Below are 14,836 nucleotides of genomic sequence, written 5' to 3'. Positions count from 1 at the left end.
AAATTACCTTGCATACAAATTGAAAATAGAACGATGGCAGAGAAGAAAGTAAGCATTTTAACCGCATTTAAAACTATTATTTGGCCAAGACGCAAACTTGTTTTTATTGGTCTTTTATTAATTGTAATAAGTAAGGCCGCAAGTTTTGTTGCTCCAATATCTCTTAAATATTTAATGGATGATATTGTACCAAATAAAGATATTCCCTTTTTAAAAACTTTAGTAGCACTGGTAATTGCTGCTTTTTTGGTGCAAGCAATAACATCATTTTTACTTACCAAAGTATTAAGTATACAGGCACAGTATTTAATATCTGAGCTACGTGCGCAAGTACAGAAAAAAGTATTGTCTTTACCTATTAGTTTTTTTGATAATAACAAGTCTGGCGGATTAGTATCTAGAATTATGAGTGATGTAGAAGGCGTACGGAATTTAATAGGCACTGGTTTGGTACAATTAGTGGGTGGTACTATTACCGCTGTAGTATCTGTTGTTTTGTTGGTGCAAATTAGTTTAACAATGACGCTAATGGCGTTTGCACCCTTAATTTTATTTGCCTTTATTTCTATAAAAGCATTTAAAATTATACGCCCTGTTTTTAGAGAACGTGGTAAAATAAACGCTGAAGTAAAAGGCAGGTTAACAGAAACTTTAAGCGGAGTTAGAGTTATTAAAGGTTTTAACGCCGAAGAACAAGAAAATAAAATTTTTGAAAAAGGTGTTGCTAAATTATATAAAAATGTAAAAAAGAGTTTAACGGCAACCGCTGTAATGACAAGCTCATCTACTTTTTTATTAGGACTTGCCACAACAGGGATTATGATGGGTTATGGTGGTTATTTATTAATTACAGGTGACTTAACAACGGGTGAGTATTTTCAGTTTACATTTTTACTTGCACTTATGGTTGCCCCAATTGTACAGATGAGTAACGTTGGTAGTCAGCTTACAGAAGCCCTTGCAGGTTTAGACCGTACAGAGGAGCTTATGAATATGACCGCAGAAGCAGATGAAAAAGACCGTACAATTGTATTAGACGATATTAAAGGTGATGTAGCTTTTAAGAACGTCTCTTTTGCTTATGAAGAAGATAAAGAAGTAATTACCAACGTAAGTTTTGCAGTAAACTCTGGTAAAGTGGTTGCTTTGGTTGGCAGTTCTGGTTCTGGAAAATCTACCATTGCTGGTTTAGCTGCAAGTTTTTTAAATCCGGATGGCGGCACAATTACTATTGATGGTAACGACTTATCTAAAATAGACTTAAACAGTTTTAGACAACATTTAGGTGTGGTTTTGCAAGACGACTTTTTGTTTGAAGGCACCATACGTAATAACATCCTTTTTCCTAGACCAAATGCTACAGAAGAAGAACTTTTAAACGCCGTTGAAGCTGCCTACGTAAATGAATTTACAGATAGATTTGATGATGGCTTAGAAACTTTAATTGGAGAACGTGGAGTTAAATTATCTGGCGGACAACGCCAACGTATTGCTATTGCTAGAGCTATTTTGGCCAATCCTAAAATATTAATTTTAGACGAAGCCACCTCTAATTTAGATACAGAGAGTGAAGCTTTAATACAAAAAAGTTTGGCCACATTAACGCAAGGCAGAACTACTTTTGTTATTGCACACAGACTAAGTACTATACGCAAGGCAGACCAGATTTTAGTGATAGAAAATGGTGAAATTGCAGAAAGCGGCACTCACGATGAACTTATTGCTAAAGAAGGACGTTACTTTAACTTGTTTACCTACCAAGCAAGAATATAATAACGAAGAATATTACAAGTAAAAAGCTCAAATTCTTAATTTTAGAATTTGAGCTTTTTATATTTTTAATTAAATTGATTTTAACTCTCTGGAGCCAACTCAACTTCTAAACCATCTAAATCTGGCGTCATATGTATTTGACAACCTAATCTGCTGTTATCTTCTACATTAAAAGCTTCTGCCAACATAGCATCTTCATCATCAGACATTTCTGGTAGCTCATGATCCGACGTAACATAACACTGACAAGAGGCACACATTGCCATACCACCACAAATACCAATTGTACCCTCTGGAGCAAGCTCGTAAGAACGTACAACTTCCATTAAATTCATATTCATATCAGTAGGTGCATCTACCTCGTGTAAAACACCTTCTCTGTCTGTTATTTTTAATTTAATATCACTCATTATTCTATTGCTTTTACAACTGCTTTAGGTGCTTCTTTTTTAGTACCATCAAAACCAGACACACCACCAACGGTAGTATATTTCATAACATATTTTTTATCTGGATATATTTTTTGGTAGGCACTCTGACACATTAATGTAGCTTCATGAAAACCACACAATATGAGCTTTAGTTTTCCTGGATATGTATTTACATCTCCAATAGCATAAATACCAGGTATGTTTGTTTGGTAATCTAAAGCATTATCAACTTTTATTGCATTTTTCTCTATCTCTAATCCCCAATCTCCTATTGGACCTAATTTTGGAGATAAACCAAATAAAGCAATAAAATTATCTACCTCTAAAACAAGGTTTTCTTCTTCTCCTGTTTTTTTAATTTCTACAGCAGTAAGTGTATCATCACCTTTTAAACCAACAATTTCTGCCGGAGTAATAAGGTTAATTTTACCTGCATTTTTAAGTTGTTGCACTTTTTCAACCGAGTCTAAAGCTCCTCTAAACTCATTTCTTCTATGCACCAAAGTAACCTCAGCAGCTACATCAGCTAAAAAAATACTCCAATCCAAAGCAGAATCTCCACCACCAGCTATAACCACTTTTTTATTACGATAAACTTCTGGATCTTTTATCATATAAGCAACGCCATTGTCCTCAAACTTAGATAAGTTTTCTAACAAGGGTTTACGAGGTTCAAAACTACCTAAACCACCTGCAATTGCAACAATTGGTGCGTGGTGTTTTGTACCTTTATTTGTTGTAACTATAAAGGAACCATCTTCTTGTTTATCTATAGTTTCTGCACGTTCACCCAAAGTAAAACCTGGCTGAAACGCTTTTATTTGCTCCATTAAGTTATCTACCAAATCACCTGCCAGTACTTCTGGAAAACCAGGAATATCATAAATTGGTTTTTTAGGATAAATCTCAGAACATTGTCCGCCTGCTTGTGGCAAGGCATCTATTAAATGGCACTTTAGTTTTAACAATCCGGCTTCAAAAACAGCAAATAATCCTGTTGGACCAGCACCTATAATTAATATATCTGTCTTAATCATGTAAAAGTAGTCTTAAAAATAAATGTAAAATTACAGAAGTAATTATGCTTATAATATGACAATTATCAGCACAAATTAACCAACGTTAATTACTTCTTCAATCTGTGGCACATACTTTTTAATGGTCATTTCTACACCACTTTTAAGTGTCATTTGGTTTACACTACAACCAACACACGCACCTTCTAACTTTACTTTTACAGAAGTATCATTATCTATTGAAATTAGAGAAATATCACCACCATCACTCTGTAAAAATGGGCGGATTTCCTCTAATGCTTTCTCTACGTTAGTTCTTACCTCTTCTGTTGTCATTTTCTTATTGCTTATTAACAGGCGAGCAACCCGCCATAGTTGTTATTTTAATAGCCTCTGTTGGTGGCAAATCTGTATTTCTACTTACCACTTGTTGCACTACATTTTTTGTAAGCTCGTTAAAAGCAGTTTCTATAGGTGTACCTTCTTGCATTGCTGCAGGTCTACCAACATCACCAGCTTCTCTTATGCTTTGTACCAAAGGAACTTCTCCTAAAAAAGGCACTTTTAAGTCTTCTGATAAGTGTTTTGCTCCTTCTTTACCAAAAATATAATATTTGTTGTTTGGCAACTCTTCTGGAGTAAAATACGCCATATTTTCTACAACTCCTAAAACAGGTACGTTAATAGAATCTTGCTGAAACATTGCTACACCTTTACGTGCATCTGCTAAAGCTATTTCTTGTGGTGTACTTACTACTACAGCACCAGTTACAGGCATTGCCTGCATAATACTTAAATGTATATCTCCTGTTCCTGGAGGCAAATCTATAAGCATAAAGTCTATTTCTCCCCAATGCGCATCAAAAATCATTTGGTTTAATGCTTTAGATGCCATTGGCCCTCTCCAAATTACAGCTTGGTTTGGTTGTGTAAAAAAGCCAATAGATAGCAATTTAACTCCGTAACTTTCTACTGGTTTCATTTTAGACTTACCGTCTATATTTACTGCTAAAGGTTTTTCTTGAGCCACATCAAACATAATTGGCATAGATGGCCCGTAAATATCTGCATCTAACAAACCAACTTTAAAGCCCATTTTAGCTAAGCTTACAGCTAGGTTAGCTGTTACTGTAGATTTACCTACACCTCCTTTACCAGAGGCAACAGCTATAATATTTTTAATTCCAGGAAGTGGCTTCCCTTTAATTTCGTTAGTTTTTGGCTTTGCAGCTTCTGCATCAACCTTAATATTAACTTTAATTTTAGCTTTTTCATACACTTCTGCATGTATAGCTTTTAAAATTTCTACCTCAGTTTTTTTACGTGCTTGTAAACTAGGATTGTTTATAGTTACATCTACAACTACCTCATCACCAAAAACCATAACATTGGTTACAGCTCCGCTTTCAACCATATTTTTACCTTCTCCAGGAACTGTTATCTTTTCTAATGCCTTTAAGACATCTTGTTTATTTAGCTTCATCTATAGTACTTTCTTTTTCAGCTTTTTACTTAAACTGATTCTAAACTACAAAGATAGTGTATAGGGCTGAGATTAAGAAGCAGCAGAATTGAAATATAACATACTTTTATAAGTTTAAAATATATTATTTAGACAGCATATAGATTTTAAAGCTAAGGCTACCCTAGTTCTTCTATAGGATCCCAAAAATAGGTTTCTAAGTTTTGTATTTGATTGTTTATAACCACAACACCTTCATTCTCTAAAAGCTGTTGCATAAGGTTGGTTCCGTCAAAATGATGCTTACCTGTTAGCAACCCTTTACGGTTTACTACTCTGTGGGCTGGTATTTCTTCTTTTAAATGAGATGCATTCATAGCCCAACCTACCATACGCGCACTACGTGCAGCTCCTAAATATTTAGCTATTGCCCCATAAGAGGTTACTCTGCCATAGGGTATTTGTTTTGCTACCGCATATACTCTTTCAAAAAAATTCTGATTATCTGTTGCCATTTTTAATGATTATATACTCTTATTAAAGTTATAATAAAAAGTAACAGCATTAAGGCACTTATAATGTAATTAGAGTTTTTAGAAAACCCGTTAGATTTTTTCTCTAGTTTATTAAAATAAACAGTGTATAAGTACAACACTGCAAAAGTACCACAGCCTGCAGCAAGTATAAACACTAAAATATCCCAAACCTGAAATTTAATCCAGCCTGATGCCTTCCACATTGCATTCATACCACTGTAATACGGAATTGTAAGAAGGTTTATTGCTGCTAAAAAAACACCTTTAAAAAAACTATTACGCTTACTAATTTTAGGCTTGGCCTTCTTTTTAGGTTTAATCCACTCTTTTGCCATAGCAAAAAAATAAATGCCTAATAAGGCAAATACTCCTAAAGCTACTTTTAGCAGTACTCCAACAAAATCTGGATTATTGTGTAAAAATTTAGATATTATTACCGCTATGTATGCTTGTAAAATTACCGTTATAGCTACGCCAATACTAAATATTATACCATTTAACTTTCCTTTTTCTACACTAATTTTAGCAGCATTCATATTTAACAACCCAGGAGGCACAGTTGCCATAAAGGCCCCAGAAAATGTTGCAAAAAAGAGTATGAGTAAGTGTGTCATTGGTTAATTGACTCTAAATTTTATATAGGTGATTGGTTTTCCTTTCTCAAGATACTGATTTTCATAGAAAGTCTGAATTTCTAATACTTCTTTTGGACTTCCTTCATTTTTATACACATCATGATTTGCGTAAAGCACCTCTAAACCTTTACCATGCAAAAGACCTAAAGTGTAACCGTGCATAAACTCGCTATCGGTTTTTAGGTTAACAACACCATCTGCTTTTAATATTTGCCTATACTTAGCTAAAAAAGCCTCGTTAGTTAACCTGTGCTTGGTACGTTTGTATTTTATTTGAGGATCTGGAAAAGTAATCCAAATTTCAGAAACTTCACCTTCTGCAAAAAGTTGATCTATTAACTCTATCTGAGTTCTAATAAAACCAACATTATCCATATTTTCTTCGGTTGCTGTTTTAGCTCCTCTCCAAAAACGAGCTCCTTTTATGTCTACACCAATAAAATTTTTGTTAGGACTTTGCTTTGCCAAACCAACGGTATACTCTCCTTTACCACAACCCAACTCTAGTATAATTGGGTTATCGTTCTTAAAAAAAGTATTCCACTTGCCTTTTAAAGCAAATGTTTCATCTACTATTTCTTCTCTGGTTGGCTGAATTACGTTATCAAACGTTTCATTTTCTTTAAACCTCTTTAGCTTGTTTTTACTTCCCACAACATAAATTTAATGATTTGGCAAAGCTAAGGAAATCTATTTATGTTTTTATAGTAGTTTCTTTATAGGTATGAATAAAAGCAAACGCATATTGGTTGCCCCATTAAACTGGGGTTTAGGGCACGCTACAAGATGTATTCCTATAATTAATGCTTTATTAACCCAAGGTTTTACTCCTGTTATTGCCTCTGATGGCGACGCACTTAACCTTTTAAAAAAAGAATTTCCGGGCTTGGAGTTTCACGAATTGCCATCGTACAAAATAAAATATGCCAAAAACGGAAAAAACTTTAAAATAAAATTACTTTGGGATTCTCCTAAAATGCTTAAAGCAATACAAAAAGAGAAAAAACAAACTAAAAAACTGGTAAAAGAGTTTAATATTGATGGTATTATATCTGACAACCGTTTAGGTGTTTGCTACAAAAAAGTACCTAGTGTTTTTATTACGCACCAATTAAATGTGCTGACCGGTAACACCACTTGGATGACCACTAAATTGCACCAAAATATTATTAAAAAATTTGATGAATGTTGGGTGCCAGACACTAAAAAACAGCCTAACCTATCTGGCAAACTTGGCCATTTAAAAAAATCTAGCCTTAAAATTAAATACTTGGGACCACTAAGTAGGTTTAGTAAAACTGACACACCTAAAAAGTACGATTTAATGGTGCTGTTATCTGGTCCAGAACCACAACGTTCTATGCTTGAAGAAAAAATATTTGATGAACTTATTGGCTATCCTAATGATGTACTTTTTGTAAAAGGTATTATAGAGGAAGAGCAAAAAATATCTTCATTAAGAGGCAACATTGTTGTATACAACTTTATGAGTTCTAAAGCTTTAGAACGCGCTATAAACGAAAGCAAACTAATACTTTGCAGATCTGGCTACACTACTTTAATGGATTTAGCCAAACTAGAAAAAAAGGCGTTTTTTATACCAACACCTGGACAGTTTGAGCAGGAGTATTTAGCCAAAAGATTAAATAAAAAAGAAATAGCACCAACTTGCCAACAAGATGACTTTACACTAGAATTATTAAAAAAAGTGAAAGATTATAAAGGTTTAACCAAATTTAAAAGTACTGTAGACTACTCTTCTTTATTCTCTATTTTTTCTAAAGTAAAAGAAAACTCAGATCCAACATCTACTACACTTTCTACATAAATTTTTTCATTATGTGCTTCTATAATGTGTTTTACTATAGATAAACCTAGTCCAGAGCCACCAACCTCTCTGTTTCTACTTTTTTCTACACGGTAAAAACGCTCAAAAAGCCTAGATAGGTGTTCTTTAGATATACCTTCGCCATTGTCTGTAACACGTACAATTACTTTATTTTTTATAAGGTTCTCTACACTAACCTCTGTAGTACCGTTAGTGTGGCCGTATTTTATTGAGTTTACCAACAAGTTAGACACCACCTGTTGCATACGCTCCTTATCTGCCCTAACTAGTATTGGCTCTTTATACTCCATATCAAAAGTTAATGTAATTTGCTTTTTAGCAGCACGCATTTCTAGCAAATCAAAAACATTTTGTATGAGCTCTACAATATCAAAATCTTCAAATTCCATTGTTAAACCACCTGCCTCTAGCTTGGTAATCATATCTAAATCTTTAACAATGTATATTAAACGCTCTACACCTTTATTAGCACGCTCTAAATATTTTTCGCGCACTTTTTTATCGTCCATAGCACCATCTAACAACGTTAAAATATAACCTTGTACCGTAAACAATGGTGTTTTTAACTCATGAGATACGTTACCTAAAAAATCTTTTCTGTATTCTTCTCTAATTTTAAGCGTGTCAATTTCTATTTTTTTTCCTTTGGCAAATTTTTCAATCTCCTCTGTCAAGGTTTTTATATCTGTAGTAATAGGGGCAGATGAAAAAGAAGTAGACTCTAGTAAAGAAACATCATCATATATTTTTTTTATTCTTCTGTATATAAAACGCTCTACTCTATGCTGTATAATTAAAAACGATATACTAAAGCTAACAAGTGCAAAACATAACAAAAACAGCCACTCTACAGTAGCTGCATAATACATATATAATCCTAACAACAGTGTTAGTGTTATTACAATAAAAAATGACGAACGGAATGCGAATTTATATGACTTTTTTAGTCTTTTTGCCATTATAAAACAAACTTATAACCAACACCTTTTACAGTTTTAAAATGGTCGTCTCCTATTTTTTCTCTTAATTTTCTAATGTGCACATCAATAGTTCTACCACCAACAACAACTTCGTTACCCCAAACCTTGTCTAAAATAACTTCTCTTTTGTACACTTTATTAGGCTTAGAGGTTAACAAAGCTAAAAGCTCAAACTCTTTTCTTGGCAATACTATTTCTTGGCCATCATTAATAACCTTGTACTCTTCTCTATTAATTACAATGTTACCAACTTTAACTATATCTTCTTGCTCTGCAGCATTGTCTTCTTTTAACCTTCTTAACAAAGCTTTTACTTTACTCACCAAAACTTTTGGCTTAATAGGCTTTGTAATGTAATCATCTGCACCAGCATCAAACCCGGCAACCTGAGAATAATCTTCTCCTCTAGCCGTTAAAAAGGTAATTATAGTGTTTTGCAAACCAGGTGTGTTGCGTATAATTTCGCAAGCTTCAATGCCATCCATTTCTGGCATCATTACATCTAAAATAATTAAGTGAGGATGTTTTTTCTTTGCTTTAGCAACAGCTTCAACCCCATTCTTTGCTGTAAAAACCTCATATCCTTCTGACGAAAGGTTGTAACTAACAATTTCTAAAATGTCTGGTTCGTCGTCTACTAAAAGTATTTTAATATCCTTCTTTTTCATTTTTATATTTTATTGATTGGTTCGCCAAAAGTAAAGATAATACTTATACTTCAAAGCTGCTTAACATTCATTTAATATCATAACATTTAAATAACAATTAAGAATTAAATTGTTAACACATAGGTAACATCGCGTTCACAGGTTGACACGTTCTTTGCGCCAACTATTAAACGAAATTAATGAGACTTTTATTATTGACATTTTGCCTACTAACGTGCTTAGTATCAAAGGCACAAGAAACAGGAAGCGTTGTTGGGAAATTAACCGACAAAGAAATGAATAATGACCCGTTACCATTTGCTAACGTACTAATTAAAGGAACGACTAAAGGAACAACATCAGATTTTGATGGCTTATATGAGATTGCAAATTTAGAGCCGGGTACATACACCGTAGTATTTAGTTATGTTGGATATGAAACTGTAGAAATACCTAATGTAGCTATTGTTGCTGGCAAGGTTACTACAATAAATGTACCAATGGCAGCTAACGAAGGAATGATGTTAGATGAAATTGTTATTACAACAGTTACAAGAAAAGATTCTGAAACAGCTTTATTACTAGATCAAAAGAAAGCTGTAGAAATGAAAACTGCAATTGGCGCACAAGAATTAGCACGTAAAGGTGTTAGTGATGTTGCTACTGCTGTTACCAAAACAACCGGTATTTCTAAACAAGAAGGTTCTGGTAGTGTTTTTGTACGTGGTTTAGGAGATCGTTACAACGTTACTACAATGAATGGATTGCCTTTACCAACCAATAATCCTTCTAGAAAAAACATTGATTTAGATATTTTTTCTACTGATATTGTTGAGTATATTGGTATTGATAAAACATATAACGCCAAAAACTACGGTGACTTTGCAGGTGCAAATATTGATATTTCTTCAAAAAACTATAAAGGATCTGGATTTTTACAACTAGGAGTTGGTACTGGTATTAACACTGAAGCTATTGGCGAAAGTGATTTTTACTTAAACGATGGCCCAGATGTATATGGTTTTTATACTAATGACTATCCAGATTTTCCATTAAACAATTACAACTACACAACCAGCTGGGACAGAGAATCTGCTCCTACACCTATAGTTACTAGCCTATCTTTATCTGGTGGCGATTCTTATACCTTAGGTGAGCAAAGTAAATTAAGCTTTTTTGCTGTTGGTACTTTTGATAACGACTACAAATATAAAGAAGGTGTTGCAAGAGGTAGCACTTCTCCTAGTGGCTTAATTGCTAAAGATTTTGACTATACTAGTTACGAGTATAGCACAAACTCTACATTAATGGCTAATATTGGTTATACAATAGGTAGATCATCAATTAAATACAACTCTTTATACGTAAACACATCTACTCAAAAACAACAAGAATACAATGGTGTTATTAATGTTTTTGATTACGCGCCAGAAGGCGGTGGTTTAATACAAAGAGGAACTTTTGAAAGAACTTCTCTTTTTGTAAATCAATTATTAGGAGATCATAAAATTGGAGAACAATTAGAGGTTAATTGGGGAGCATCATACAACACTGTAGAAAGTAGTATTCCTAACAGAAAACAAACTACACTATCTCCTGATGATTGGGATGAGCCAAACGGACCAAAATCTTTCCGTAGATCTATTAGTAACTCTGATAACCACAGGTTTTATCAAGACTTAACTGAAGATGAATTAGCTGCTAATTTATCTGCAACTTATAAGTTTAAGAAAAATGAGGATGATTTATATGACGGTAAATTAACTGTTGGTTATAGCGGAAGATTTAAAGAAGTTGATTTTGAAGCTACTCAATTTAACTTTAATATAAATACAAGAAATAATGATGGGTCTACAATACCACAACCTATTATTACTGACCCTTACAATTTAGATGCTTATTTTACTCAAGAGAACTTAAATGCAGGCTTATTTAGCTTAAGTACCTTTAGAGGTAATGCCAATAACCCAATTGCACTACAACCACAAACTTATAATGGTAACCAAGATATACACGCCGCTTATACTAATTTAGAGTATGCTTTTAATCCTAAATTTACATTAATTGCAGGTTTACGCGTAGAGCAAATTAACCAAAGTATAGATTGGAGTACATCTATAGACCCAGCGGGAGATTCTAATGAATTTGAAAAAACAGAATTTTTACCTGCTTTATCTTTAAAATATGAACTAAACGATAAGCAAAACTTAAAGTTTGCAGCTAGTAAAACATATACCTTACCACAATTTAAAGAAAGAGCATTATTCTTATTTGAAGATGTTACAACAACTTACACTGGTAACCCAAGTTTATACGCTTCTACAGATTACAACTTTGACTTAAAATGGGAAATGTTCCCTAACTCTAGTGAAATTATTTCATTAGGTGTTTTTGGTAAATATATTGAAAACCCTATTAATGAAATTACAATTAACTCTGCATCTAACGTAATTAGCTACGTAAACTCTGGTGACTGGGCAAAAGCATACGGTGTAGAACTAGAAGTAAGAAAAGATCTTTTTGCTACAGAAAAAGATACTGAAGACAGCGTATTAAAAACTGTATTATCTGCAGGCTTTAATGCATCTTACATGAATACAAATCAAGAGCTAAACCCTGATAAGATAATTGAAGAAACTACCGCTGCTGGCTTTCCATTAAGCGTAAACTTTTCTAATGAGGAAGACGGCTTAACTGGAGCGTCTGATTTGTTACTAAACGGAGACATTAGCTTTTCTAAAGACTACAGTAAAAACAAAAACATTACAACTACAATTGCTTACAACTATTTTTCAGACAGAATATACGCTTTAGGAGTACAAGGAAAAGGCAACTTGGTTGATAAAGGTTTTGGTTCTTTAGATTTTATAGCAAAAGCACAACTAAATGAAAACATTAGAATTGGACTTTCTGCTAAAAATATATTAAACCCTTCTGTAGAAAGATTCCAAGACGAACAAGATGTTACAGTACTATCTTACAAAAGAGGTGCTAACGTAAAACTTTCTTTGTCATATAACTTTTAATTAATAGTATAGTTACACTTATATAAAACTGAGTTAACAACTGGTTAACAACCAAAGTCTTAATTCGCATTAAATTATTAAACAAACGGAAAAATGAAAAAAACTTTCTTAAAATTTATGATGATCGCTTCAGTTCTTGGAACTGTAATGGTATCATGTAGTAGTGATGACGACTCTGGCGACAAAAATACTTGCTCTGACGGCATACAAAATGGAGATGAAACAGGAGTTGACTGTGGAGGATCTTCTTGTCAACCATGTGCTTCTACAGCATTAGAAGGAGAAATTAGCGATGAATTAACCTTAGATGCTTCATTAGAATACGAATTAAAAGGTAAATTAGAAATATTAGATGGTGGTAAATTAACAATACCTGCTGGTACTGTAATTAAAGCTACTGGTGGTACAGCATCATATATAGCTGTTGCTCAAGGAGGTCAAATATTTATAAATGGTACAGCTAGTGATCCAGTAGTTATGACTTCTGGTGAAGCTTCTCCTGCTCCTGGTAACTGGGGTGGTTTAGTTGTTTGTGGTAAAGCGCCAACAAACAAAGGTACTGCTGTTACTTCTGAAGTTGCAGATTTAACTTATGGTGGTACTGTTACTGATGATAATTCTGGTGTTATAAAATACCTACGTATAGAATACACAGGTGCAACTTTTACTAATGATAAAGAATTTAACGGTTTATCTTTATTTGGTGTTGGTTCTGAGACTACTGTAGAGTATGTACAGTCTTACAACGGTAACGATGATGGTATTGAGTTCTTTGGTGGTACTGTTACTGGTAAATACTTAGTGTCTACTAACTCTGGTGATGACGGTATTGACTTTGCTGACGGATGGAATGGTAACGGAGAATTTTGGTATATCTCTGGAGCTGCTTTTGCTGGTATAGAAGGTTCTAACCTTGCAGAAGAGCCAGTTGGTGTAGATCCTGTAACTACAACTACATTAAGCAACATTACTGTTGTTGGTCCTGTTACAGAAGGTGCTCTTTACTACAAAGAAGGTGGCGGAAACTTCACAATAGATAACTTTTACACTGCTGGTACAGACTTAGGTGTTAAAGTTAAAAGTACAGATACTCCTGCAGCAACAAGAATTGAAGCTGAAGCTTTAAAAATTACTAACATGCAGTTTGCAAGTGTAGCAGATGGTTTTGAAAAAACAGATTACACTGGTGCTAACCAATCTTTTATATCTGAAGGTATTGCAACTGGTGCTGGTAATGGTGCTGCTGCTCCTGACTGGGCTGCTGGTTGGACAAGAGGTTTAGATAACAGCGGTGTTACAGAATCTAACTTAGAAGGTACAATTACTTCTGCTGTTTCTTTACAAGCAGACGTAAAATACTTACTTACTAGTAAATTAGAAATATTAGATGGTGGTGAGTTAACTATACCTGCTGGTACTGTTATTGAAGCTACAGGACAAACTAGCTCTTACATTGCAGTTGCTCAAGGTGGTAAAATATTTGTAAATGGTACTGCTACAGAGCCAGTAGTTATGACTTCTGGTGAGGCTTCTCCTGCTCCTGGTAACTGGGGTGGTTTAGTTGTTTGTGGTAAAGCTCCAACAAACAAAGGTACTGCTGTTACTTCTGAAGTTGCAGATTTAACTTATGGTGGTACTGTTGCAGATGATAATTCTGGTTCTATTACTTACTTACGTTTAGAGTACACTGGCGCAACTTTTACAAACTCTAAAGAGTTTAACGGCTTATCTTTATTTGGTGTTGGTTCTGGTACTACTGTAGAGTATGTACAGTCTTACAACGGTGGTGATGACGGTATTGAATTCTTTGGTGGTACTGTAACAGGTAAATACTTAGTGTCTACAAACTCTGGTGATGACGGTATTGAATTCTTTGGTGGTACTGTAACAGGTAAATACTTAGTGTCTACTAACTCTGGTGATGACGGTATTGACTTTGCTGACGGCTGGAATGGTAATGGAGATTTCTGGTATATCTCTGGAGCTGCTTTTGCTGGTTCTGGTGATGACGGTATTGACTTTGCTGACGGATGGAATGGTAACGGAGAATTTTGGTATATCTCTGGAGCTGCTTTTGCTGGCATAGAAGGTTCTAACCTTGCAGAAGAGCCAGTTGGTGTAGATCCTGTAACTACAACTACATTAAGCAACATTACTGTTGTTGGTCCTGTTACAGAAGGTGCACTTTACTACAAAGAAGGTGGTGGAAAATTCACAATTGATAACTTATACACTTCCGGAATTGATTTAGGAATTAAAGTTAAAAGTACAGATGCTCCTGCAGCAACAAGAATTGAAGCTGGTGATTTAGTTATTACTAACATCCAATTTGACGCTAAAGCAACTGGATTTGTTGAAACTGATTACACAGGTGCTAAGCAAGACTTCTACACAGAAGGTACTGCAACTGGTGCTGGTAATGGCGCTGCTACTCCTGACTGGGCTACTGGTTGGACAGTTGGTTTATAAGCCATAAAAACA

The 14,836-nt window shown here is 34.3% G+C and carries 13 protein-coding genes; 4 read left to right on the top strand and 9 right to left on the bottom strand.

Going from position 1 to position 14,836, the window contains the following annotated elements:
• The first annotated feature begins 33 nt into the window (after window positions 1–33).
• A complete protein-coding gene (locus KLA_RS11765) occupies window positions 34–1,773 on the top strand; it encodes an ABC transporter ATP-binding protein (protein WP_034646085.1) in 1,740 nt (579 codons plus the stop codon).
• An 80-nt stretch (window positions 1,774–1,853) separates the two neighbouring features.
• Here KLA_RS11765 and KLA_RS11760 read toward each other — a convergent pair whose 3' ends face one another.
• From KLA_RS11760 to trmB, 7 genes are all read right to left on the bottom strand, one after another.
• On the bottom strand, window positions 1,854–2,183 hold the full coding sequence (locus tag KLA_RS11760) for a 2Fe-2S iron-sulfur cluster-binding protein (protein ID WP_034646083.1): 330 nt from the start codon (window positions 2,181–2,183) through the stop codon (window positions 1,854–1,856).
• Entirely contained in the window at window positions 2,183–3,241 is a 1,059-nt protein-coding gene (locus KLA_RS11755) for an NAD(P)/FAD-dependent oxidoreductase (RefSeq protein WP_013620459.1), read from the bottom strand. Before KLA_RS11755 ends, KLA_RS11760 begins: the two co-directional genes overlap by 1 nt.
• Before the next feature lie 75 nt (window positions 3,242–3,316).
• Window positions 3,317–3,556, bottom strand: coding sequence for a NifU family protein (locus tag KLA_RS11750; RefSeq protein ID WP_013620460.1), 240 nt, complete (start codon window positions 3,554–3,556; stop codon window positions 3,317–3,319).
• A 4-nt stretch (window positions 3,557–3,560) separates the two neighbouring features.
• Window positions 3,561–4,703, bottom strand: coding sequence for an Mrp/NBP35 family ATP-binding protein (locus KLA_RS11745; RefSeq protein WP_013620461.1), 1,143 nt, complete (start codon window positions 4,701–4,703; stop codon window positions 3,561–3,563).
• A gap of 158 nt (window positions 4,704–4,861) precedes the next feature.
• Window positions 4,862–5,197 (bottom strand): MGMT family protein, encoded by a 336-nt coding sequence (locus tag KLA_RS11740; RefSeq protein ID WP_034646081.1) that lies wholly within the window; start codon window positions 5,195–5,197, stop codon window positions 4,862–4,864.
• A gap of 2 nt (window positions 5,198–5,199) precedes the next feature.
• Window positions 5,200–5,832 carry a LysE family transporter gene (locus tag KLA_RS11735; RefSeq protein WP_013620463.1) on the bottom strand — a complete coding sequence of 211 codons (633 nt, stop codon included), beginning with the start codon at window positions 5,830–5,832 and terminating at the stop codon, window positions 5,200–5,202.
• A gap of 3 nt (window positions 5,833–5,835) precedes the next feature.
• Entirely contained in the window at window positions 5,836–6,507 is a 672-nt protein-coding gene (gene trmB / locus KLA_RS11730) for a tRNA (guanosine(46)-N7)-methyltransferase TrmB (protein ID WP_013620464.1), read from the bottom strand.
• 70 nt (window positions 6,508–6,577) lie between these two features.
• Between trmB and KLA_RS11725 the strand changes: the two genes are divergently transcribed.
• Complete coding sequence (locus KLA_RS11725; protein ID WP_034646077.1) at window positions 6,578–7,681, top strand: glycosyltransferase family protein; 1,104 nt, start codon at window positions 6,578–6,580, stop codon at window positions 7,679–7,681.
• Here KLA_RS11725 and KLA_RS11720 read toward each other — a convergent pair.
• Window positions 7,606–8,661, bottom strand: coding sequence for a sensor histidine kinase (locus KLA_RS11720; protein WP_013620466.1), 1,056 nt, complete (start codon window positions 8,659–8,661; stop codon window positions 7,606–7,608). The genes KLA_RS11725 and KLA_RS11720 overlap by 76 nt on opposite strands.
• A complete protein-coding gene (locus KLA_RS11715; RefSeq protein WP_034646075.1) occupies window positions 8,661–9,350 on the bottom strand; it encodes a response regulator transcription factor in 690 nt (229 codons plus the stop codon). The genes KLA_RS11720 and KLA_RS11715 overlap by 1 nt, the downstream gene beginning before the upstream one ends.
• Window positions 9,351–9,529: 179 nt before the next feature.
• On the opposite strand from KLA_RS11715, the gene KLA_RS11710 reads away from it, so the two are divergent.
• Both KLA_RS11710 and KLA_RS18250 read left to right on the top strand, forming a co-directional pair.
• Window positions 9,530–12,355 (top strand): TonB-dependent receptor, encoded by a 2,826-nt coding sequence (locus KLA_RS11710; protein WP_013620468.1) that lies wholly within the window; start codon window positions 9,530–9,532, stop codon window positions 12,353–12,355.
• Window positions 12,356–12,448: 93 nt separating this feature from the next.
• Window positions 12,449–14,824 carry a hypothetical protein gene (locus KLA_RS18250; protein WP_200868410.1) on the top strand — a complete coding sequence of 792 codons (2,376 nt, stop codon included), beginning with the start codon at window positions 12,449–12,451 and terminating at the stop codon, window positions 14,822–14,824.
• The last annotated feature ends 12 nt before the right edge of the window (window positions 14,825–14,836 follow it).

The organism is Cellulophaga geojensis KL-A (genome assembly GCF_000568425.1).
Classification (GTDB): Bacteria; Bacteroidota; Bacteroidia; order Flavobacteriales; family Flavobacteriaceae; genus Cellulophaga; species Cellulophaga lytica.
Note: the sequence above shows the minus strand (reverse complement) of the source record. Positions and strands in the feature narration are given on the sequence as shown.

Excerpts from the sequence above, each read along its gene's own strand:
- KLA_RS11765 (WP_034646085.1), top strand. The coding sequence starts at position 34 with ATGGCAGAGAAGAAAGTAAGCATTTTAACCGCATTTAAAACTATTATT.
- KLA_RS11760 (WP_034646083.1), bottom strand. The coding sequence starts at position 2,183 with ATGAGTGATATTAAATTAAAAATAACAGACAGAGAAGGTGTTTTACAC.
- KLA_RS11755 (WP_013620459.1), bottom strand. The coding sequence starts at position 3,241 with ATGATTAAGACAGATATATTAATTATAGGTGCTGGTCCAACAGGATTA.
- KLA_RS11750 (WP_013620460.1), bottom strand. The coding sequence starts at position 3,556 with ATGACAACAGAAGAGGTAAGAACTAACGTAGAGAAAGCATTAGAGGAA.
- KLA_RS11745 (WP_013620461.1), bottom strand. The coding sequence starts at position 4,703 with ATGAAGCTAAATAAACAAGATGTCTTAAAGGCATTAGAAAAGATAACA.
- KLA_RS11740 (WP_034646081.1), bottom strand. The coding sequence starts at position 5,197 with ATGGCAACAGATAATCAGAATTTTTTTGAAAGAGTATATGCGGTAGCA.
- KLA_RS11735 (WP_013620463.1), bottom strand. The coding sequence starts at position 5,832 with ATGACACACTTACTCATACTCTTTTTTGCAACATTTTCTGGGGCCTTT.
- KLA_RS11725 (WP_034646077.1), top strand. The coding sequence starts at position 6,578 with ATGAATAAAAGCAAACGCATATTGGTTGCCCCATTAAACTGGGGTTTA.
- KLA_RS11720 (WP_013620466.1), bottom strand. The coding sequence starts at position 8,661 with ATGGCAAAAAGACTAAAAAAGTCATATAAATTCGCATTCCGTTCGTCA.
- KLA_RS11715 (WP_034646075.1), bottom strand. The coding sequence starts at position 9,350 with ATGAAAAAGAAGGATATTAAAATACTTTTAGTAGACGACGAACCAGAC.
- KLA_RS11710 (WP_013620468.1), top strand. The coding sequence starts at position 9,530 with ATGAGACTTTTATTATTGACATTTTGCCTACTAACGTGCTTAGTATCA.
- KLA_RS18250 (WP_200868410.1), top strand. The coding sequence starts at position 12,449 with ATGAAAAAAACTTTCTTAAAATTTATGATGATCGCTTCAGTTCTTGGA.